This is a genomic window from Paraglaciecola sp. 20A4 (genome assembly GCF_011378905.1).
In the GTDB taxonomy this organism is placed as follows: domain Bacteria; phylum Pseudomonadota; class Gammaproteobacteria; order Enterobacterales; family Alteromonadaceae; genus Paraglaciecola.
Map to the genome: position 1 here is coordinate 44,774 of NZ_WTPY01000011.1, position 23,405 is coordinate 68,178.

Here is a 23,405-nt window from a genome sequence, read left to right on the forward strand (position 1 = left end):
TATTCAGACTGAAACATAAATTATGCAAACTATAAAAATTTTATTTAAATGAGTTTAAAATTACGCAACATTCTATTTTAAATATGTAAACAATATTAATAATTTACATTTTTGATGCCAATTTAATTATTTATTGATGGAATTTTGAGTTGTCCATTAACTACAGTTGTTGCGAGTGACTAGGCTCGCAACGATGCGTCCTTTCACTTGTTATATTTTAATATATTAATGCGTTGCTATTTTCAGGATGATTTTGCTGAATGGTAACAAATCGTTTTTTAATGGAGCATAAAAGATGAAAATATTTAATAAAAGTTTATTAGCAGCAAGCATGGCCATCATACTCGGTTCGGCAACCAGCGTATGGGCAAACCCTACGAACACCGCAAACGAAGTTGCTGATTCTCAAACAGCGACAGCCAGTGCAGATAGCACAGGAGACTCTTCAGCTGCGGCAAATGAATATTCCACCGCTAAAACCGACAACAGCACTGACAATTCAAACAACTCGGATAACTCTGACAAATCGGATAACTCAGATAATTCCGATAACAGTGATAAAAGTGATAGCAGCTCAGCATCTGGCTCTGAAGTAGCCGCCAATAATGGCAGCATGGCTGCAACTGACAACAGCAATAACTCTGATAATTCAGACAACTCGGACAATTCCGACAATTCTGATAACTCAGATAAATCCGACAACAGTGATAAGAGTGACGGCAGCTACGCTTCGTCAACAGATTCAGCGGCTAACAACGGCAGTATGGCCATGTCCGATCGCTCTGATAACTCAGATAACAGCGACAAGTCTGACAACAGTGATAACTCTGATAACAGTGACAAAAGCGATGGTAGCTCAGCGTCAGCAACCGATACAGCCGCGAACAATGGCAGTATGGCAATGACTGATCGTTCTGACAATTCTGACAATTCTGATAATTCAGACAACTCGGATAACAGCGATAACTCCGACAGCTCAGACAATAGTAATAACTCCGACAACAGCGATAAGAGCGATGGTAGCTATGCGTCAGCAGCCGACTCAGCGGCGAATAATGGCAGTATGGCGATGACTGATCGCTCAGATAATTCGGATAATAGCGACAAGTCTAACAACTCTGATAATAGCGACAATTCTGATAACTCAGATAGCTCAAGCTCAGACAGCAGTGACAACAGTTATGCCGCAGGCACAGAAGCAACCGCTAACAACGGTAGCATGGCGATGTCAGACCGTTCTGACAATTCAGACAGTAGCGATAAATCCGACAACAGTAACAATAGCGATAATAGCTATGCGTCTGCATCGGACGCTGCAGCAAATGGTGGCAGTACCGCCAGCTCTGACCGTTCAGATAACAGCATGGCAAGCGCTAGCGCAATGGGCTCTGCAGCTGCTAATGGTGCTAGTACTGCCTCAGTAGACAATAGCAATAACAGCGACAACAGCATGGCCAGCGCCAATGCTATGGGTGCAGCGTCAGCAAATGGGGGCAGCACAGCCAGCACTGACAATAGCGACAACTCTGATAATTCAGACAATAGCGATAATTCAGACAACTCAGATAACTCGGATAACAGCGATAATAGCTATGCTAACTCATCTATGGGAGGCGCTTCAGCAAACGGCGGTAGTACAGCCAATGTCGATAACTCTGACAATTCTGATAATTCTGACAACTCTGACAACAGCGACAATAGTGATAATAGCTACGCTAGTGCAGCCGAAGGTGGCGCATCTGCGAACGGCGGTAGTACTGCAACAGTAGACAACAGTGATAGCAGCGATAACAGTGATAACAGTGACAATAGTTATGCCAGTGCAGCTGAAGGCGGTGCGTCTGCAAACGGCGGTAGCACAGCCTCTGTCGACAACAGCGACAACAGTGATAACAGCGATAACAGCGACAGTAGCTCAGCATGGTCAGAAGGATGGGGAACATCCGCTGCAAATAACGGCGGTGTGGCCACAACAACCTACAGTGTCAATGAGTCAAACTTGACTGGCTCTGTTACAGGTAACTATGTTACGTACAGCTTTGATAATCAGTCAACTATCGCCAGCAACAATAATATGTCTGATACATTCAACGGAACCGCTGGTATCAACCAAAACGTGCAAAATCTAGGGCACAATGCCTTGGCACAACAGCAAGTATCCTTCCAAGGAAATGTAAATGTGAACCCACAATAGAACCTTTATCGTAGGCTTCATTTTAAGGAAAATAAGTTGCTGACGACATCGTCAGCAACTTATTAAAAAGGACACGAGCCATGAAGATATTACCTAAATTTACCCTTGTACATACCGTGTTTCCAATACTTTTACTGGTATCATTTTGTAGTGCAGCGCAATTGAACCTAGATGAAATGCGACCTGTCTTGATTGAAGATTTAGAACAAGAACGAGGCTTGGGCGGTGTAGTAGATGTCACGAACAACAGCCATTTGGAAGCCGTATTAACCCACAATTACAATTCGAATAGCGTCACCGGCAACAACTCGATTGATCGCGGTTCATTCAATGAAGCATCCGGTGTTTTCTCCATTATTCAAAATACCGGCAACAATGTCATCATTCAGGACTCGACGATTATCACTGTGACCATTGCCCCTAATTAACGGATGAATAGGTGTATACATGAGACTTTTACTCTGTCTGGTAATGCTGCTAACGACCTCACCTGTGCTCGGCGGCCTGGTGGATTTTAACGGTCAATTTTCGATTAAAGTATCCAGTATTACCGAGTTACGCTTTAAAACCATTTATAAACAACGGTATGACTTTAGCTGTGGCTCAGCGACGCTAGCAAGCTTGTTGTCCTTTCACTACGATGACGTAGTGAACGAATTAAACGTATTTAAAGACATGTTTGAGCACGGCAATAAAGAAAAAATCAAGCATCAAGGTTTCTCACTGCTCGATATGAAGCAATACCTGTCACGTAGGGGCTATAACGCCAATGGTTTTAAAATCACCCTTGAACAACTCTCTAGCGCACAACTCCCCGCCATCACGATTATTAATAACAATGGTTACATGCATTTCGTAATCATCAAGGGTAGCAACGGCTCTGAAGTGTTAGTAGGAGATCCTGCTGTGGGCTTAAAGTCGATAAAAATCCAGGCATTTCAAGAAATGTGGGACAACCGAATTTTGTTTGTAATTCAAGACCAAAAAGAGACTGCAGTTAACCATTACAAAAATGATCAAGAGAATGATCACTTAGTGCGCGCTAACTTAGGCTTGGCAATAGACCACACTAGTCTGGGCTTATTTAATGTTTTACAGCCCTCTAGCGTTGACTTCTAAGCAAAGGACTCATCATGAAACAATCATTGGCCATACGAACCTTAGTACGTCACCTTGGTACCCTCACCCTCTTTCTTTTTGCGTTACCAACCACTGCTGCTCACGACCCTAGCCTGATTAAAACGGTAGATGTCGTTGCTCATTGGCAAGCCGTAGACGAGAGCACACTTGCAGAATTACGCGGGGGCTTTGTACTTGGCAATGGTGTGATTGTAGATTTGAACTTCCAAAAGAGCATATTTAGAAACGGCGAACTGGCCAGTCACGCTTACTTTCAAACCCCGCAAGACTTTACTCTATTAAGCAAAGACGAATTTTCATTACAATCTATATTGCCTAACAATACGTTGAACACGGTCTTGCAGAACACCCTTGATAATCAGACGTTATCGGCAATCACCAATATTGATATCACGATTAAGAACCTCGAACATGCAAAACAAGCTTTTGCACAAGACCAGTTATACAACACCTACTTTAACGCCAGATCACATCAATAGTCGTTCGCTCGATTAACATCGATACAGTCGCAACAAATAGTACGTGTTATAGCTAAGTGCATATACACTTAGCGTTGTATGGAGTTCATTATTGTCCCAGAACTATTTTAGCTGCTGTTGCCACTAACGGCTATCAGAACGCCCCCCATCAGCAAATAACACTTCTACACCTCATAGAATAGTGAGTCGCGCTTTTATAAAACAATAAGCGGAGGTCTTAATTTCAAACAGCCACTCGGACTCAGTTGATGCAGTTCACAGCACAACAGCATGGCCAAACTATGATGTTATTTGACGCGTTTACACCAGCTAAAGCCTTGTCTATTTGATTATTGCAATATCGCAGATTTAGCATCTTATTAGCTAATCGCTGAATCGCCCACATGGTAAGTGGTAAGCATTAGACCTAACACTTATAACGTCACCGGCATTCTAAAATTCAAGCGGGTATCTTGCGCATCGTCAGTCACCCCGATAGCCAGCGACAAACTTACATTGGTTGAGGGTGAATATCGAAATGAATAGCCGATAATCAACTGGCCGATATCAAGCTGGCTGCCGTCGATTTTCATATTATTAATTTTTGATTTCAATACATGCTTATGGGAATAGCTAAGGCTCATGGATGTGCGTTCATTGAGTGAAACGCCTAGACCAAAACTAACACCTGCACTGTCGCCTGGGTCAACATTCCCTACGTCTTCGTCTGTGTCCATGTTATATCCGTAGCTCAAATTACCGAAAAATACGCCAGGATCAGTAGCGTAAATTGCAGTGATACTGGGCTGAATACTCACGTACCCAGAGCCAGTAGGCAGCTCAGTAGGAAATACTGCACCTGGCGTTGATTGCATAAATTCAACTTCAAACGGGCTGGTTCCGGTAGGGATCGTCGCCACAAGGTTTGCCACGTAAATAGGCCCGCCATCTTTTGGAGAGTTGAGTTGATAGCGAGTCGATAACTCTATGTCCCCTAACCCATGACCGCTCGCATTAAAAATTTCATCCTCACTGACACCGATACTCACAGGTCGTGAGCGCTGGCTGTCATTTCGACCGATGTACGGAACTTTCAAGTCAACTTCCCAGCGTTCAGTGATCCCGTAACGCGCAGAGATACTGCCAATAAAGCTATGCCGCTTGATTTCCCGTAAGTCAATTAAGCCCACCACAAGCGCGGGGATAAAAGAAAATGCATCTAGAAAAACACGATTGTTATCTGTGTACGAATAGCCGATAGAGGGCTCTAATACCAAAGTGCCTTTACCGGATAATACACCGCTAAAGGTATCGCCTAATTCAGGGATTGCACTTGCGTCTATTGCACTGGAAGATTTTGCAGGTGCTTGGCCGACGGGTTTGTTTTTAGCTATATTGTGATCCGCTTCCCTGACAGACTTACTCGCGCGCCCTTTGCGTGTGCTATCGCTGTTCGCCCCAGAGGGGGGCATAGGCGCAACATTTTTAGCCGTCAACGCAGTTATCATCTGGGTGAGCTTTTCAATTTGCTGACCTTGCTTTATCAATAAGATACGTTGCCGTTCCAACTCAGTCTCATATTTGCTGTCTGATTTATCATCCTCTGCCATATCTTCCCCGGCGTAACACACTGATGAAGAAATGAAACAAATAGACATGGCAATTTTTGATACTTTGGTAAAAAAGAGAGGGCGCACTTCAGTTGCTAGGTTTTCCATAACTAATCCTTTATTCGCTTATGAAAACATCTAAATTTTGTATAACGTAATAATTAATTTATTATTACTTAAAAATAGTGAACGACTGAGGAAAACTCAAATTTAAATCATGCAGAATGATTATTTGAATGAGTGATAAAGCACCGCACTTTGAACGCTTTAATGATAGGGCTAAATAATTAGCAAATACAAAACATCAAATGGTAAAAAAACACACCAAAACCACCATTTAAGACAAAAAATATAATCTAATAAATAGAATTAAGGTAAACGCTGTATAAATTAAAATACGCTATTAACGATTTTATAGAACAGGGAAATATTGAATGATTGCCTACTCAAGGAGCAGACGTTCATTCAACAAAATATCGAACCTGACTTAGGTTTTAGTCGTACCATAGGAAAAGAGTTTCGCTGATTAGGTATTTTTGAAAGTTCGTCTTTACTTATGATCTGAATTCAGACTATTGACCCTTATTATCCAAACTCAAACGCCCAGTGCCTCTAGCCGCCAAAATTAACAAGCCTGCCATGATGGCCATGTTTTTAACAAAGTTTTGTGTTTCATGAGCGACATTACCGCCCTCTGGCAAATTCCAAAAATTATGCATGAACACGCTGATAACCAATGTTAGGCCAGCCAATATAAACGCTGCAACACGTCCTTTAAAACCCACTATAATCGCCAGCCCTGCAGTTAATTGAATGACAATGGTAAACACTAAAAGCGGCGCGACAAACGGCACTTCATGTTGCGCCATATACTGGCTCATGGCATCGAAACTAAAGATTTTTTGCAGTCCAGGTAAAATAAAATACAAGCCAAGTAACAACCTTCCAGCGAGTAAACACGAGGTTTCAAGTACATTCATGGGGTTTCCTTTTTATTGTTGTTTTTTGAATACTAAGATTTTATTCAATGCATATGAATAAATTAATCAGTCAGCAAGTGCGGATAAACTAAAGTAAAAACGCCAAATATGATAGACTTTCACATCTAACACGCTAATTCCAATTCGATTTAAACGACTCTCTATCGCCCATGACGCATACCTCACCCACGTGCTTTACTGTTTTTTCTGCTGATATTTTTAACGGCAATCCGTCTTTCGCATTACCCGATAAGTTTACCTTTCCGTTTTATTATCAGCCTCACCCGCTTTGTGAACTGGCTGCAGAAGAACTTCAACAGCATTTACTCAAGCAAGACGATTGGTATCATAATTTCGGCTTGGGCGACGACCCGACGCTTATCATTGGTAAAATGTTCGGCGTGTTATTAGTTAAAAATCATCTGGGGGAGCTGGGCTATTTAAGTGCGTTTTCAGGGAAATTAGCGGAGCAAAATCATTTAACAAAATTCGTTCCGCCCGTGTTCGATATGCTGGCCAGCGATAGTTTTTTTCATCATGAGCAGCAAATCATCATCAATATCACGGCTCAGCTTGATGTTATTTTGCAAGACAGTGCTTATCTGTTAGCCAAAGAAAAATTTGAGCAGACTCAAGCAAAGTGCCTTGCTGAAATTGAAGACAAACGTTTGCAGGTCGTTGCCAATAGAGCAAAGCGAAAGTCGATGCGAGATAACCTAACGGTCAAGGCAGATGACACTGAGGTCGCTGCGTTATTGAAAGCGCTAGCAGCGCAAAGCATCGAAGATAAGCTTGCGTTCAATCAAGATAAAAAAGACCTAGTACTTGCTATCGCAAATGCTAAGTGCAACCTCGATGAATTTGAAGAGCGAATACAGTCGCTCAAGAAACAGCGTAAAACCCTTTCAGCACAATTACAGCAACGTCTCTTCGAGCAGTATCAGTTTCTGAATGGGCTAGGCGAAAAAAAGTCTTTGGCGGCTATATTCAGTGACACCGTTATGCGCACACCTCCGGCTGGCGCGGGAGAATGTGCCGCACCAAAATTACTTCACTACGCTTACGCCAATAATTTAACGCCTGTGGCCATGGCAGAATTCTGGTGGGGCGCATCACCAAAATCGCAAGTACGTAAACACAAGCAGTTTTACCCAGCGTGTATAGGTAAATGTCAGCCCATTTTGAATCACATGTTGCAAGGTTTAACAGTGGAAGAGAATCAGCTATTGCAAAATGCCGCTGACGACGAACACATCGATATCGTTTACCAAGATGATGAAATGCTGATTATCAACAAACCCCCTCAGTTATTATCAGTGCCGGGCAAGCACATTCAAGACTCGGTATACACCCGTATAAAGGCCATGTTCCCCCATGCATCGGGCTCATTAATTGTGCACCGCTTAGACATGTCTACCTCGGGTTTAATGGTAATAGCACTGAGTACTGCATCCCATAAGGAGTTGCAAAAACAATTTATTAGTCGGCAAGTCAGTAAACGGTATATGGCCCTTATTGACGGTGTTTTGCAAGATGACGAAGGCGTGATTACCTTGCCTTTAGCGGGTGACTTTTATGATCGCCCTCGCCAATGTGTGTGTGAAAAGACAGGTAAGCCCGCATATACCACTTGGCGCGTAATTGAGCGCCAGGTAAAAACGCAACAAACTAAAGTATTTTTACAACCCAGAACAGGTCGAACCCACCAATTACGCGTTCATTGCGCCCACGAACGTGGTTTAAACATGCCGATTGTCGGTGATGATTTATATGGTAATCGAGCGCGTCGCTTACATCTACACGCGCAGTATCTTGGCTTGTTTCACCCCGTGTCAAACCAGTGGCTTGAATTTACCTGCGATGCTGATTTCTAAAGCATAAATCGGCAATCATTGCTAAAAGCCGATTATTCATAGCAAGAGCAGTGAAAGTCATCACGGCAATGGGTATCATAGCGGCTCTTCTCGCGACTATCGGTGCATATGGCCTCTTTATTTACTTCATTTTCAAAACTTCCTTTGACTACAGTGGCACTCATTGTGGTCTGTGCGGGGTCATTCATTGGGCCGTTGGGTATGGCTTCGGTCAACATCGCCATACCGGATCTTGCTGCAGAGCTTAAAGCAAACGCTAAAATGGTCAGTTGGCTGCCGACTATATTTCTGCTTGCCAACGTGGCGTTAATGCTGCCCTTTGGCAAGCTTGCTGATAATTATGGGCGCAAGCGCATATATAGTTATGGTTTAGTGCTCAACATCCTTTCGTCAACCATGTGTGCCTTAGCGTTTAACATTGAATGGTTGTTATTTTGGCGCTTTATGCAAGGCGCTGCGGCGGCAATGATATTCGGAACGGGCGTGGCGATATTAACCTCTGTTACCCCGGCGGATAGGCGCGGTTTTGCATTAGGTATAGCAGCCGCTTGTGTGTACATAGGCTTAACCGTCGCCCCTGCGGTAGGTGGTTGGCTGACTGAATTATGGGGATGGCGTTCAGTCTTTTTATTCCAAGTCCCCCTAGTCATTATGCTGCTCCTATTGATTAAAACCCGTATGCACGGCGAGTGGAAAAACGAGCACAAGGCTAAGTTTGATTGGCGTGGCTCGGGTATTTTTATTATTGCCGCAACGTGCTTAGTCTTTGGTTTGAGTCAACTGCCTTCTCTTATGGGGTGCGTGTTACTCGCTATTGCACTGATATCAATGGTGTGGTTTGTTGTACATCAGTCAAAACGGGATCACCCCCTCATTCGGGTCCAAATGTTCAAAGAGAGCCGAGTATTTTCGATGTCACTGGCAACCTCATTGCTAATGTACGCCAGTAACTATCCTTTAACTTTCTTACTTAGCTTGTATCTGCAATATGTGAAAGGATTTAGCCCATCTGAGTCAGGTCAAATTATTCTATTGCAAGCCCTAGCCATGGCGTTTTTAGCACCATTATCAGGCAAGTTATCTGACAAAGTACAGCCACGATTACTGGCCACGACAGGTTGTGCAATAGTGGCTTGTGGCTTCTTCATTTTGAGTCGAATGGATATTGATACCCAAGCTTGGTATATCGGCAGCTCGTTGCTGTTGGTTGGTATTGGTTTTGGATTATTTTCAACCCCGAACAACAACGCCATTATGGGTGCTGTACACAGTACTGAATTAGGCGTGGCCTCGGCTTCGTTAAATTTAGCCAGAACCATCGGTAATCTAGTGGGCATGAGTATGGTGAATTTATTGGTTCATCATTACATTGGTGATGCGCAAATTGTCCCTGCGCAATACCCTGCTCTGCTGCAAACCGTTTTGGTTGCGTTGAATGTTTCGTTTGGTTGCGTGGTGGCGGCCTGCTTCATATCTGGTTTTCGTGGCCGAGAAAGCAAGCCCGATAAAGCCATTTCAGCAGATAACGAGATATAATTTAATGCCACCCAGAATACAAATATTTTTTGTATTCTGGGTGGCATTAAAAAAGCGAGCCTGATGTTATCAAGTTCGCTTTATTAGAGCCTTAAATGCGTTTACAAGCGGTTGAATTCGTTCACTATTCAACCGTTCGCATACTCATTACTACTTAGTTGGGCGCTTTGCCTTTGGCTTGGCTTTAGGCTTTATTTTGGCGCCGCTGGTTTTATCCATCCGAATAACCGTTTGCGACACTTTATTAGTACGGCTATTTTTGCTGTGTTTACGCACTGTTTTCAACAACGACTCACGGTTACTTACCGCAAAATCAGGGCGTGAAATACGCTTAATTTTACTGTTAATTAAACGTTCGATACGCTCTACAGTGCGTTCTTCTTCGCGACTAACAAACGATATAGCGTTACCTTGCTGTCCCGCACGTCCTGTTCGGCCAATACGATGCACATAGTCTTCTGGTAAGTACGGCAAGTTGTAATTAACTACATGATCAAGGCCTTGAATATCCAGACCTCTGGCAGCGACTTCAGTCGCAATTAATACCTGAAGTTTGGCAGATTTAAAATCTGCTATGGCACGGCGACGAGCACCTTGGCTTTTATCAGCATGACAAACAGCCGCATCAATTTTACTGGTTTTCAAAGCAGCCATAAGTTTATCGGCTTGCTCTTTAGTACTGGTAAAAACAAGTACTTGATACCAATTCTGTTCGGCTAGCAGCGTTTTGAATAGACGTGTTTTATCTTCTTCTGCTACAGGGTACATTACGTGTTGTACTGTATCAGCGGCACTGTTTAACTGAGTAGCACGAATTTCTTGATGATTGGTAAGCAGCTTATGCGCTAGCTCATTCACTGTAGGAGAAATAGTCGCTGAAAATAATAGCGTCTGGTGTCCCGATGTGATCTGAGCAAGCATTTGGCGTACATCAGCAATGAACCCCATGTCCAGCATGCGGTCTGCTTCATCAAGGACCACAAATTCTACCTTCGCTAATTCAACATTTTTTAGCGTCATATGTTCTAGTAAACGCCCAGGGGTAGAAATGACAATATCCACACCGGCTTTTAGTTTACTGGCTTGTCCACCTAACTTCACGCCACCATAAAGGGCCAACACTGAAATTTCAGTAAATTGAGCGTAACGTGCAATGTTAGTCGCAAGCTGTTCAGCAAGCTCTCGCGTCGGAGTTAAAATAAGAACGCGAGGTGTTCCCGGTACGGTAGCTTTTGGTCTAGCTAACATTTGTTGTAAAATAGGGACTGCAAATGCTGCGGTTTTACCGGTACCGGTTTGGGCGCTGGCTAAAACATCCCTACCACGACGCGCAACCACAATGGCTTGCTGCTGGACGGGCGTCATTTTTTTGTAGCCACAAGCATCAATCGCTTGTTGTAATTCTGGCGCTAAATCTAATGATGAAAAGTTCATGCTAATTTCTCTTTCGGCAGACAAAAACATAGACGCAACTTGTTTACATGCTATCTGTGTAAATAGTTGCCATGACGTTATTTAGTAAGCGTAACGTCTGAATGTTGAATTTGCGTGATTGGTTTAAAAAACGATGGCGAAATATACAGGAAATTCCGTTTCGGATCACAACTATATCAATCAATACACCACTTAATGACCCTTATCGCGCCATTATTGAAAATTCCCGGTTAAAAATGCAATGAAATGCCCGCCTCTTACCCCAGTAGATTTCAACAATATTGGCCGCGTTACTTCGTTAGGCACATAGTAAATACGATTAATCATGCATCGTGTGCATAGACCAAAATGCATATTCATCAGTTCCCATTTCCTTCTGTTACAGAGACTATCGATAAAACACATTTCGTTAACAAAATAAAAACCATAAATTAACAGGGGATATCATGTTTACTCTTTCACCGCTATGCCGCTTTATTCGCAACAGTTTGAGTATCACGCTTGTTGCTTCAACCAGTGTCACGGCGCAGGTTGAAATGGCTCAAGAGCAGAAATCAACTGACACGTCGGGCCTTGAACGCATCATAGTCACCTCTCAAAAGCGCGTGCAGTCGCTACAAGATATTCCGACTTCTATTCAGGCATTTTCCGGAGAAGATCTAAGCAAAAATAACATTGGTAATTTACTGGATATGTCGGAATCTTTGCCTAATGTACACATCACTGAAACTTCTAGTAGTAAACGCGTTTTTGTGCGTGGCATCGGCTCTGGCACTAACGCCGGGTTTGAGCAGTCGGTAGCCATTTATAAAGACGGCATTTATTTAGGCCGGGGCCACCAAGCAAAATTCCCTTTTTTGGACATGCAGCGCATAGAATTAGTCAAAGGCCCCCAGTCCGTTATGTTTGGTAAAAACGCCACGGCTGGCGTACTAAGTATGAGTTCTAACCCTGCAAGCTCTGTGTTTGAGGGCAATGTAAAAGTAGAGATAGGCTCGGATAACGAGCGCCGCTATAGCGCTGTGGTTAATCTGCCTATTACAGACGATTTAGCTATCCGCGTGGCCGCATTTGACGAATCAAGAGATGGTTTCGTATTCAATCAAGCACGAGATAGAGATGAAGCATCAAGCGATGCCCATGGCGTGCGCTTCACCGCTGATTGGCAGGTTAATAACGACTTGAGCGCCCAATTTAAATGGGAACATGGTAATTTTTCTACTAGCGGCTCTCGCTATCAGTATATAATCGATACCCCGTCACGGAATGAGCAAATCTCCTTAGACCCCACCAACACTGGTAATGTGGGCTATCGCTCATTTTTACTCTCAGATACCAGTGGTTTAGATTACATCAGTTCGGTCTCTGGTGACGGCCACCCCGGTGGCTTAAACGAGGGAAATGACACTTCAAGTGACAATGCGGTATTAAACATCACCTACGATGTCAGTGATTATGAATTCACCTCAATTTCAACTTACAGTGAGTACGATTGGGATGCACTTTTTGATGCAGATTATTCAGAAGTATCGCTTATTCGCCAAGAGTACATTGAGAACTACCAACAATTTACCCAAGAATTTAGGATCGCTTCCCCGACAGATCAGACTATTGAATATATAGCAGGGGTGTTTTACATGAACAGTGAATTGTCACACCCTAACGACGTTATGCTTGGCGCATCGATTTTAATACCCAATTTGGTGGGAACGTCCTTAGGCACCCTAGCTCTTTTTGAACAGGATCAAGAAAGCTACTCGGCCTTCACATCTGTCACCTGGAACATGAACACCGATTGGAAAGCCAATGTAGGCTTGCGTTATCAGCACGAAACTAAAGACGTCACAAGCCAGCAATCTGTCTATGCATTATTTGCAGAAGGAACGCCTGAAGCTGTGCAACAATTCGCCACTGCCGCTGCGCCAACGATTTCTCGCAGCTTGTCTGGCGCTGGCGTACATAACTTAGCCACTGATCGGTCGGAATCACACCTTTCACCCAGCATCAGTTTTCAATACTTTGGCTTTAGTGACACCATGTTATTCGCAAATGCAGGGATAGGTTATAAGGCTGGAGGCTTTGATGGTTCAGGTTTGAACGCATCGCAAGGCACAGATATTGACCCCGAATCGGGCTTTGAATTTGAAGACGAAAAAGCGACCAACTATGAGCTAGGCGTCAAATCAGAACCGATAAAAAACCAACTGGAAGTCAATGCAACACTATTCTATACCGAGTATGAAAACTTGCAGGTGTCTGAATTTAATGGCAATGCATTCGTAGTCAAAAATGCGGCGGAAACAGCCGTAAAAGGTCTGGAAGTAGATGCCCGTTGGGCTATTGCTGACAACTGGGATTTAACAGCCAATGTTGCATTACTTGATTTTGAGTATCAAGCCTATGATGGCGCCGCGCCTACTGTTCGCCAGTCAGAATTACTCGGGCAGGCAACACAGTCTTTGACGGGCAAAACCGGGGCATTCGCACCAAATTATTCAGGTAATATTGCGCTCAATTACGAAACAACTGTGCTATCAGGCTATACGTTTAGCGCAAACGTGGCAGTGAATTTCACTGACGATTTCTTCCTTGAGCAAGATTTAGATCCCATCGCTCACCAGGACGCGTATCAGAAAGTGAACGTAAGAATAGGTTTACTAGACGCAGAAGATAAATGGTCTTTGTCTTTACTGGTCAATAACTTAACGGACAAACGCACCTTTAGCCAAGCGAACGATGTTCCCGTTTTGAGTTACGCCCATCGTTTCTTAGTGGAACGCCCACGCAGTATTCTACTTCAGGGGGCGTACTTTTTTTAGGCGTTATTAGATGGTGGGGGAATAACTCGCTTGGCAATGTCGAGTAATTTTCCCCTCATCCACGTATTTAGTGGATCGTGCACGGCTTGTTTATGCCAATACATGTGTATTGGTAAAATGGGCACTTCAAACGGCAATAGCACGACTTCCACGGGCATTTGTTGCTTGAGTAAACGAGCGTAAGCATTAGGCATGGTGAGTAACATATCGCAGCGGCTAATGACGCTGGTAGCAGCAAAATAGTGTTCACATTTTAGGGCGAATTTACGTGACACACCATGCTTGGCTAATGCCATATCCACGGTGTTAACCGCTGAATCTTTCAATGTCACTAATGCATGATCAGCTTTTATGTAATTCACCAAAGAGATGTCCGCCAGAATCGGGTGGTTTTTTCGGCAAATCAATGAAAAGTGTTCGTCACAAATGAGGGTATGTTGTATGTCATCACTGGTTGGGGTGAGCACGTCAATCACAATATCAAGCGCTTGGTTTTCTAGGGCCGCTTCCATGTCGATACGACTCACTTGGCGACTATTCACGGTAATGTTTGGGGTGTTGATCATAAGATCTGTTGTAAGTTCAGGGAAGAAAATAGACTCAAGGATATCCCTAAATCCGAATTTCATTTCTCGCTGGTATTGGTGTACGTCAAAGTCACCAATATTATGCAAAGTAGATTCGAGCTCAGACACTGAGTTCAGCACTCTGGGCATGATAGTTTGGCACATTTCTGTGGGTATCATTTTACGACCATGACGCACAAACAACGGATCTTGATACTTGTCTCTCAGGCGAGAGAGCGCATGGCTGACCGCGGGTTGACTAAGATGAAGTCGTTTTCCCGCTGCCGTTATCGAACCCTCTCGATAAACCGCTACCAAGATAAGAAACAGATTTAAATCAATTTTACTATGCAGCATATTAATTCATCACAATCAAATAACATCATTCGTATTCATTCTAATAAGTATTACACTGGTGTCAAATCAATAAACTAGGGGTATAACGTGAACAATAAAATTCAACAAGATGCACAACATATGGCTATCGGTGCGGGCAAATTCAAAATTCCCATGCCACCTACGTTTACCGATAAGCTACAGCAGCGCGAATACGAGAAGCAGCGTTTAGCCGCTGGGTTTCGTGCGTTTGCGCTGCATCATTTCGATGAAGGATTGGCCGGGCATATCACCCTTCGTGATTGTATCGAGCCCGATACCTTTTGGGTGAACCCACTGGGTATTCACTTTTCGATGATCAGAGCGACTGACTTAGTGCGTATCGACCATGAAGGTAATATAGTTGACGGTGTACACGCCGTAAATAACGCAGCATTTGCAATACATTCGCGTATTCATATGGCACGCCCAGATGTCAACGCGGTAGCTCATGCGCATACCAAATATGGCAGAGCCTTTTCTTCATTAGGCGAACCTTTGCAGCCTATCTCTCAAGACGCGTGCATGTTTTACGAGAACCATGGGATTTTTGGTACATTTACAGGTGTTGTTGCTGAAAAAGGCGAAGGTGATTTGATTGCCGAAGCATTAGGTCAACACACTGCAGTCATTTTGCAAAATCACGGCTTAATTACGGTGGGATCTTCTGTAGATGCTGCGGTCGCTAACTTTATATTGATGGACAGCTGCTGCCAAAGCCAACTACTCGCGCAAGCGGCAGGACCATTGACGTTGATAAACCCTGAAATTGCTCGTAAAACAAAAGCGGCTAACGGTTCTGAATTAGTGACTTGGGGTAATTTCCAGCCACTGTATTCAATGTTATTAGCCCAGGATCCCAGTTTCTTAGAATAGGCTGGATTGCTACTGCAACGATTTGAATCAGCTTTATTTGAATCTAAGACATCTGACGCGACGTTAACAACATTTGGGTTTTCTTAGAATATTAAGGTGAACAGCGAGGGCTCTCGCTGTTCACTATTAAAGATGAGCCTATTTTTGTTTACGCAAAAAATCCAGGGCACCAGTAATGGCTGCCACTTGCGCTAAAATACACTCTTCGGGTGTTGCATTAGCGCTGTCGGGATACACTTCGGTAGTTGTGGTGTAGAGCGCACTCGTAAAGCCAGCACACAAGCCCAAATCTTTTAATGCATAATTGATTACACCATGCTGCGTCATGGGTGAACCTATTAACTTGCCTGATTCATCTGGTAACGCAATATGAGTTACTTTCTCAACACTTTCGATCACTGCGCGTTGGAATGCATCTTGGGGATTTTGCGTATCTCCAACCGTATAAAAACCATCGGGGATCTGTCAATTTTCTTGAAAGATACCATCACGAGCGCAAAGTGCAGGCCTAAACTCACTATTGTCAGTGTCAGTGGTTTCGTGTAGGTCAATATGAGCATAAATTGGCATACCTAAATCACTGACGTAAGCCATAATTTGCGCAGCTTCAAGTGATGGACTCTGAGGTATAAAAGAGCGATTAGGATCAACCGCCACCGGATTCCAGCGATTAATCGTTTCATACCCCCAAGGGCTGATACATGGCGCAATAACCAGATTAAAATTCGCTTGGTATTTAGCCGCATGTTGCAATGCGAAACGCAGCGCACCTTGCACACCACTTGTTTCATAACCATGCACACCACCGGTTACTAATATCGTCGGCTTTTGTTTACTAAATTCTTTCGTGCTAACAACATAGAGTGGATAAGGGCCATTGACGTATTCTAAAACACCATACTGCTCAACGTTGAAATCACTTCGCAAACTATCAATGTGCACGATTACTTCGTTATGGTAGCTGCGCTTAATGACTTGCTGTGCAAGCCATTGTTCTTTTTCAGGGAGAGTCCAAGGAATACCAGGTTTACCAATACTGTAACTAAGCGTTTGAGTCATGAATTACCTATAAAATATTGTGTGTGGCTAAAGAGGGAGGAGATGATGAAAACATGAATATAGTAAAGTATTTATAAGTAATAGTCAGATACGGAAAGATTTATTCTTGGTAAAAGATAGAGAATTTTGTCAGCAATTATTGACTAGTCGTTACGAATAAGCAGCGAAGAGAAACAAGGTAAGGGCGAAAATCGATATTACTTGAATGGTAATACCGTTTTTAATCGAAAATTTATACTGAGGGCTCACGGGTAAAGCAGCGACGCCTAGCTTGAGTTCGTTTATTTTCATTCGACAATAACAAATCGATTCCATCTTTTTTCATTGGTGTTTTTTCACAGCGGGTTAATTCACTATCGGCCACTAATGACAAATATCGGCCGCAACACACGCGTAAAAATGACGTAAAGTTACTCAAGTCTAATTCAGTATCCTGAGATTCAAAATACAGTTTTGTAATCAGTTGATTAACAGACATTTCATCACGAAAGGCAATTTCAGCTAATACATCCCAAAAGAAATTTTCTAAACGAATTGATGTTACCACACCTTCGATCCGTAACGACTTTGTTCTACTTAGCCACAGTTCGGCCTCTGCCCCAACAAACAACTGACACATACTAACGCTCCTTTTAGAATGTCCTGCATACTTTTATAATGCTAAACACGATCCCCACGAGAATCATCTACGTAAAGTTAATCATGAACATCGCACTCTAGGGTAATAAAACTATACTACAATTATACTCACTTGTTGTTTGCTGCGTCTTACACGCCAATTTCGTGGCGTAATTGGCGGATATAGTGGTGCATAAAATCGGTACGCAGCCGCGCTTCTCGCTTCGCTTCTTCTGTATGTAATGTATCTTCAATTTTAAGTAATTTTTGATAGAAATGGTCTAAAGTAAACTGTCTATCATCTATATCACGATACAGTGCAAAAGGATCGTCCGCTTCATACAAGTCACGGTGTAATGCGCTACCGACTTGCAAACAACGCGCAATACCTATCGCACCAATGGCATCTAACCTGTCTGCATCTTGAACCACACATGCCTCTAAACTGACCGGCACTATATCTGCGCTAAAACTGTGCGCCATTATGGCATGGTGAATATGTGCAAAATGTTCCCTTGGATAGTCTATCTCAGCTAAAAAAACTAACGCTTTATCAGCTGCCATTACAGAACTCGACGCCCGTTGAGGATGATTTTTTGGTAACGTCACACAATCGTGTAACCACACTGAAGGCATAACCACCCACTCATTGGCTCTTTCTGCCAAACTTAACTGCTTAGCGTTAGACACTACCCGCCTGACATGCTCAAAATCGTGAGCGAGATCAGTGACCATCTCAACTTTGATGAACTCAGCCATTTTAGCTACAAATACGTCCATGGGATTTACCTATGCTGTGGGTGTTTTACCAAATCAAATAGTGCTGGTTTTTCAACCGTAAAGACTAACTAATAAATGAAAGTATAAAGCACTAATATTTGATTTTATTCAGGTTAAAAACTTAATATTTTTGGATTCTATTAATAAAAAGCGCTTTTATTAAAAACGGCTATCATTTTCGCACGGAATACCGTCGTTATCACCGTCCATACGAGTATCTGGGCAGTGTTGCAAAAAATACTCAGCTTCGGCTCGAGATGTCATTTGTGAACAATATTGACGACCATCACAGCGAAAATTCATGATCATTGGTGCTGACTTGCGTGCTGGCTTATTAACGGATTGCGCAGGATTTTTTGTCTGTATCATCTGCTGTGCGCTTTGAGTAAGCAGATCACCTTGATTTGATTGTGCATTAAGTGTCGGTATAATTTGAATCGTTGCGAAAAACAGCAGCGCCAAGACAATTAATTTTTTCATTGCCTAACTCCATATAAGAACTTGATGAAAGCATATAATAATACAGCGGAATAAAACCACTGTAGATAGGTATATTTAACCGTACTTAGGCATATATATCACATTTGAAATCGCGCTTAGTTTTTAGGCTTTACCTCAAGGGTTTTATCCACAACTGCATTACGATGCACGAATGCTTTATGCTTAAAGGAATATCGCTCTAATAGACTGGATAACCATACACGGTATTGTTCCGAAGTTAAGACCTTTTCTATATCATTGAGCAAACCAATATACGGAGACTTTTTTGACATGGAGAAAAATAAATTGCCTGTTAACAAAGGCGTAGGCACATCGACTATTTGCGTGTTTAAATTATATAGATTAAGCAAGTGCTGCCCTGATTGGCGCCCAACAATCACTGCGTCAATTCTTTGAAGTGCGAGCATTGAAAATAAGCTCTGGTGGTTTGCAACTCGAATTACGTAGCTATTTTTCTGTAAGTGATGATCTAAGTTACTGCCAAGGCTTACCCCATGAACTAAGCCGATGAACTTTGCATTTAGCGATTCAGGCCCTGTGTAATCAAAATAGCGTTCTTTGTTTACAAACAGCGCATTCTCATTGCTTGCCATCGGTGTTTTAGAAAAAACCGAGTAGTTTTTTCGTTCTAAATTAATAAAGGAGCAGATATTGAGATCCACGTCACCCTGCTCAATTAATTGCTGGCAGCGTTTCCATGGGCCCACATACGTTAAATCGACTTTATAACCCAGATCACCAAAAAGCTGCGTGGCTACTTCGGCGCAAACACCGACAATTTTGTCCCCTTCGAGCCAATTCCAGGGCGCGTAATCGTGATGACCACATGCTTTTAAAGTCTGTCTCTCACTGCCGATTGACACTTGACTCAATAACAAAATTGAAGCAAGCAAAACGCCGTTTTGATATTTCAAGCAATCCATTCTCTTTGGCTTAATGGCACGTTTTATAGCGCCAAAACTTGCACCTAATGCTTAAGGTAACGCAGAGCGTAAAACTTACCAACTTAAATGAAAAAAATTTGTTATCAGCAAATTTCTTTTACTGCTATAGCAGCGTTTCAATATTCAGCTAGTAACGTTATCACCTTAATTTCATCATGTGATGATTAACAAAACTGTTCCTGCGCCAACAGCATTACTGTACAAATACAATATTGTCTTTCTGCCAGCTAAATTTTACTTCAAGAGTGTTCGTGTCGCTGTCCCACCTTGCTCCGCTATTAGCATTAAGAAATACCGTTTTGTCTTCAATCAACTCCAGTTGATTGTCACCAATCCTTACTTGATTAATACTCTGAGTCCAATTATGGATCCATAAAGTAATCATCCGTTTATTCGGCATACCTTTGAAGTTACCTTTTCGCTTTAAACTGAACTCAAGTGTATTTTGGGTACCCTTAGCATCGGTGCCGCGTTTTGCAGAAAACGTAATCGTTTCGAACGCACCGTCGCGTATCGCATGCTGGTTTTTGCCATCATCGTTATACATAACACTGCTAGAACTTGAAATACTCTGATCGGCGTAATAATGTAAGTCCAACGACTCAGTGGCGTAATTATCACTGCTTAGTACCGGTATCGTCATAGGTATTATGGATCCACCTCGCGCAAAAACAGGTAAAAGTTTAATATCCGTGGCAACGGTAATGGTTTGCTCTCCGTCGTATCGCTCGTCGCTCCAAAAGTTAAACCACACGCCTTTAGGTAACCTAATACTTACTTCTTTCATATTTGCGCTGGTGATTGGTTTTACCAGTAACGCATCCCCCCAAAAATATTGATCCTTTTCGTCAATCAAGCTTAAGTCACTCTCGTCCTCAAAGAACATCGGGCGCATTAGTGGCATGCCCGTCAAGCTATTTTCATATGCTAACGAATAATTGTAAGGCAACATGGCGTAGCGTAATTCAACATATGAGCGCAAGATTTCTTTGGTTTTACCTTTATGATAGACCGGTTCTGGGGCTATATTATCTTGAGCATGGGGCCTAAACACTGGCTGAAATACGCCATATTGTAACCATCTTATATACATTTGCGGGTCAAATACCTCCCCACCAGCGAATCCGCCCAAATCAGAATGGGTGTAGCCCAGTCCGAATAAGCCCATTTGCAATGACAACTCGACCTGAGGTTTCAAGCCGTCCCAGGAACGGCTGACATCACCGGTCCATGGGATCATTCCATAGCGTTGAGAGCCAACGAAACCAGAACGCATCATAATAAATGGGCGCGTATTGGGTGCTAATGAAAGTTGGTTTTGGTAAACCTGCTCCGCCCATTTATGCCCATAAGCATTATGAATTTCGTCACCTGTCGCAACAATACCGTTTAGGTTATGTAACATATCACCAGGATGTACTTCAGGCTCACCCAAATCGCCCCACCAGCCTGCAACACCTTGTTTGAAAAGTTCAGCATAGGTTAGATTAAACCAATCACGTGCATCTTGATCAAACACATCGACTAACCCTGTGTTGCCAAAATAGAAGTCAAACTGATAAGGCGCCCCTTCACTATTCAGTGCCAGAGCATTATTGCTCACTGCGTCTTGCCATTTTTTTGATGATGATAAGATAAAAGGCTCAGTAATTAATATTGTTTTGACACCATCACGGCGCAAATCACTGATCATTTTCAGCGGTGTGGGGAATGCTTTATTATCCCAGCTTAGATTTCCCATATGGCCTTTGATATCAGCCCCAAACCAATACAAATCAAGCACAATGGCATCTAGTCCAAAACCAGAATCCTGATATAATTTGACCGTATCACGCACTTCTTGCTCACTTCGATAACCAAAACGCGAAGCGAAACTACCCAGTGCCCAACGTGGAGGCAATGGTTGCTTTCCAGTCACTGTGACAAGGTGCTCTATAAGTTGCGGATAGGTATCCCCTGCCACCACAATATAACTGGTGCGCCCGCCCATCGCTTCGAAACGCATCTCATCAGAGTCAGTGGCACCTAAATCCATATAACCACGAGCCGAATTATCGAATATCAAAACGTATTTTTTGCTCGACATGATCGCTGACAAACCAAAATACATTTGTTTTGATTCGGTGGTGTAACCATAATGGGCTTTGTTATATAGCGGTAAACGCTGGCCACGTCGATCCATCCCGACAATTCGTTCACCACCACCAAGTAATTTTTCATTATTTTGTAAGGCAAAGCTAAAACCGCGCTGATTATCATCAATAAACAAACCACCTTTTTCAGCCAACAACAATTTATCGTCTCGGTAATAGCGAATACGCAGTGGAGACTTTTCAATTTCAGCACGTATGCCCTGGGCTGAAAAAACAATCGTTTCAGCCTCATTCGTTACCGTCAATTTAGCAGGCTTTGCTACCCCATCGATGGCAAATGAAGGTAGTTGCTTCACATCATTTGGCTGATAAAACACTTCAAATGCGTCATTAGCTAACGCGGTGATGCTCACGTCGCCTTCATCTGTTTGAATCTGCAGTACTTGCCCATTGAGTGAATGAGATAAATACTCACTACTGGAGGCTGAAAATGCCAAAAGGAGTAAGCATAAGCCGATAGATCGTCGTGTCATTTTCCGTCCATTTGAAATGTGTGTTTTAATCATATTATCTTATTTACAGTAACAGCGAAATTAAGCGGGTATATCAATGGATTTCAAATAACCACTTAATTGCTTCGGTAAAAGATTGCCCCCACAACAGCTCATTGTGTTGCCCCTGTGGCACACTCACAAACTTCATATTATTGCGAGGGTGGCCTTGTTGTTTCAGTAGTCGTTGCATCTTGTCCGCGTCTGAAATCATGCCGTCTCCTTCGCCGCTGCCATACAACATAAATAAGCGAGCCTTATTATTAGCTCGATGCAATTTGGTATCACTGAACACGTCGTGTGAATACCAATAGGACGGTGAAAATATGCCTGCCTTACCAAATACATCAGGATAATGATGAATTGCATAATGAGACATTAAGCCACCCATAGCACTGCCCATTATGGCCGTATTTTGCGCATCACTGAGCGTACGATAATTGCTGTCGATATAAGGCTTAACCACTTCAACTATCAGTTGCATGTAATTTTTACCTTGCGCATCACCGAAACGTTCATTTGGCCAAGGGCTTAGTTCGTTCATGCGAAAGTCACCGCCATTGTCGATACCGACGACAATGAATTCACGCCCTGATTTTTTAGCAAGCGAATTAAGGCTTTCGTCTACTTTCCACTCATCAGCGTATGCTGTTGCATTGTCAAAGAGATTTTGCCCATCGTGCATGTATATGACGGGATAAGACTGTGTTTCATTGTCATAATCTGGTGGTAAATACAGGCGCACAATGCGCTGACGGTCAAGTCCAGGGATAAGAAATGGATAAGGTAAAATAGATACATTGGCTGCTGCAGTAGAAGCCCTCTTTTCAATTTGTCCACAGCCAGAAACACCCATTAGCGCAACACTAACTACGATAACCGATAGCAACATTCTACTCGCGCTACGCGTCCACATTCCCATTACAACCCGCCTCATTCAGTTACTTGGCTAAAAAAAGAGCCTTCAAATATTATACTGCGAGACTCAGTACCAGAG

The 23,405-nt window shown here is 42.9% G+C and carries 18 protein-coding genes and 1 pseudogene; 8 read left to right on the forward strand and 11 right to left on the reverse strand.

The window, feature by feature from the left end; genetic code table 11:
- Window positions 1-295: 295 nt before the first annotated feature.
- From GQS54_RS12220 to GQS54_RS12235, 4 genes are all read left to right on the forward strand, one after another.
- A complete protein-coding gene (locus tag GQS54_RS12220; protein WP_166424268.1) occupies window positions 296-2,194 on the forward strand; it encodes a dentin sialophosphoprotein in 1,899 nt (632 codons plus the stop codon).
- Between the two features lie 80 nt (window positions 2,195-2,274).
- Window positions 2,275-2,622: a hypothetical protein gene (locus tag GQS54_RS12225; protein ID WP_166424269.1), complete on the forward strand. Its 348-nt coding sequence runs from the start codon at window positions 2,275-2,277 to the stop codon at window positions 2,620-2,622.
- Window positions 2,623-2,641: 19 nt separating this feature from the next.
- Window positions 2,642-3,313, forward strand: a complete 672-nt coding sequence (locus GQS54_RS12230; protein WP_166424270.1) for a C39 family peptidase — start codon at window positions 2,642-2,644, stop codon at window positions 3,311-3,313.
- A gap of 14 nt (window positions 3,314-3,327) precedes the next feature.
- Window positions 3,328-3,813 carry a hypothetical protein gene (locus GQS54_RS12235; protein WP_166424271.1) on the forward strand — a complete coding sequence of 162 codons (486 nt, stop codon included), beginning with the start codon at window positions 3,328-3,330 and terminating at the stop codon, window positions 3,811-3,813.
- Between the two features lie 413 nt (window positions 3,814-4,226).
- On the opposite strand, the gene GQS54_RS12240 is transcribed toward GQS54_RS12235, so the two are convergent.
- Both GQS54_RS12240 and GQS54_RS12245 read right to left on the reverse strand, forming a co-directional pair.
- Window positions 4,227-5,510 carry a transporter gene (locus GQS54_RS12240; protein WP_166424272.1) on the reverse strand — a complete coding sequence of 428 codons (1,284 nt, stop codon included), beginning with the start codon at window positions 5,508-5,510 and terminating at the stop codon, window positions 4,227-4,229.
- A gap of 464 nt (window positions 5,511-5,974) precedes the next feature.
- A complete protein-coding gene (locus tag GQS54_RS12245) occupies window positions 5,975-6,382 on the reverse strand; it encodes a DoxX family protein (protein WP_166424273.1) in 408 nt (135 codons plus the stop codon).
- Window positions 6,383-6,552: 170 nt separating this feature from the next.
- Here GQS54_RS12245 and GQS54_RS12250 point away from each other — a divergent pair, with 170 nt between their 5' ends.
- Complete coding sequence (locus GQS54_RS12250) at window positions 6,553-8,256, forward strand: RluA family pseudouridine synthase (protein WP_166424274.1); 1,704 nt, start codon at window positions 6,553-6,555, stop codon at window positions 8,254-8,256.
- A gap of 108 nt (window positions 8,257-8,364) precedes the next feature.
- Entirely contained in the window at window positions 8,365-9,792 is a 1,428-nt protein-coding gene (locus GQS54_RS12255) for an MFS transporter (protein WP_166424275.1), read from the forward strand.
- Between the two features lie 150 nt (window positions 9,793-9,942).
- On the opposite strand, the gene GQS54_RS12260 is transcribed toward GQS54_RS12255, so the two are convergent.
- Window positions 9,943-11,226, reverse strand: coding sequence for a DEAD/DEAH box helicase (locus tag GQS54_RS12260; protein WP_166424276.1), 1,284 nt, complete (start codon window positions 11,224-11,226; stop codon window positions 9,943-9,945).
- 446 nt (window positions 11,227-11,672) lie between these two features.
- Here GQS54_RS12260 and GQS54_RS12265 point away from each other — a divergent pair, with 446 nt between their 5' ends.
- Entirely contained in the window at window positions 11,673-14,045 is a 2,373-nt protein-coding gene (locus GQS54_RS12265) for a TonB-dependent receptor (protein ID WP_166424277.1), read from the forward strand.
- Here GQS54_RS12265 and GQS54_RS12270 read toward each other — a convergent pair.
- On the reverse strand, window positions 14,042-14,968 hold the full coding sequence (locus GQS54_RS12270; protein WP_166424278.1) for a LysR family transcriptional regulator: 927 nt from the start codon (window positions 14,966-14,968) through the stop codon (window positions 14,042-14,044). The genes GQS54_RS12265 and GQS54_RS12270 overlap by 4 nt on opposite strands.
- 87 nt (window positions 14,969-15,055) lie before the next feature.
- Here GQS54_RS12270 and GQS54_RS12275 point away from each other — a divergent pair, with 87 nt between their 5' ends.
- Complete coding sequence (locus GQS54_RS12275) at window positions 15,056-15,862, forward strand: class II aldolase/adducin family protein (RefSeq protein WP_166424279.1); 807 nt, start codon at window positions 15,056-15,058, stop codon at window positions 15,860-15,862.
- Between the two features lie 138 nt (window positions 15,863-16,000).
- On the opposite strand, the pseudogene GQS54_RS12280 reads toward GQS54_RS12275, so the two are convergent.
- The 7 genes and pseudogenes from GQS54_RS12280 to GQS54_RS12310 form a co-directional block, all read right to left on the reverse strand.
- Window positions 16,001-16,921 (reverse strand): annotated as a pseudogene (locus GQS54_RS12280) (M14 family metallocarboxypeptidase).
- Window positions 16,922-17,153: 232 nt separating this feature from the next.
- Window positions 17,154-17,540: a ribbon-helix-helix domain-containing protein gene (locus tag GQS54_RS12285; RefSeq protein ID WP_166424280.1), complete on the reverse strand. Its 387-nt coding sequence runs from the start codon at window positions 17,538-17,540 to the stop codon at window positions 17,154-17,156.
- 149 nt (window positions 17,541-17,689) lie between these two features.
- A complete protein-coding gene (locus GQS54_RS12290) occupies window positions 17,690-18,319 on the reverse strand; it encodes an HD domain-containing protein (RefSeq protein WP_166424281.1) in 630 nt (209 codons plus the stop codon).
- A 159-nt stretch (window positions 18,320-18,478) separates the two neighbouring features.
- Window positions 18,479-18,799: an excalibur calcium-binding domain-containing protein gene (locus tag GQS54_RS12295; RefSeq protein ID WP_166424282.1), complete on the reverse strand. Its 321-nt coding sequence runs from the start codon at window positions 18,797-18,799 to the stop codon at window positions 18,479-18,481.
- Between the two features lie 116 nt (window positions 18,800-18,915).
- Complete coding sequence (locus GQS54_RS12300; RefSeq protein WP_240919923.1) at window positions 18,916-19,734, reverse strand: transporter substrate-binding domain-containing protein; 819 nt, start codon at window positions 19,732-19,734, stop codon at window positions 18,916-18,918.
- A gap of 223 nt (window positions 19,735-19,957) precedes the next feature.
- Window positions 19,958-22,390, reverse strand: a complete 2,433-nt coding sequence (locus GQS54_RS12305) for a TIM-barrel domain-containing protein (protein WP_240919924.1) — start codon at window positions 22,388-22,390, stop codon at window positions 19,958-19,960.
- A gap of 73 nt (window positions 22,391-22,463) precedes the next feature.
- On the reverse strand, window positions 22,464-23,330 hold the full coding sequence (locus GQS54_RS12310; protein WP_166424285.1) for an alpha/beta hydrolase-fold protein: 867 nt from the start codon (window positions 23,328-23,330) through the stop codon (window positions 22,464-22,466).
- Window positions 23,331-23,405: the final 75 nt, after the last annotated feature.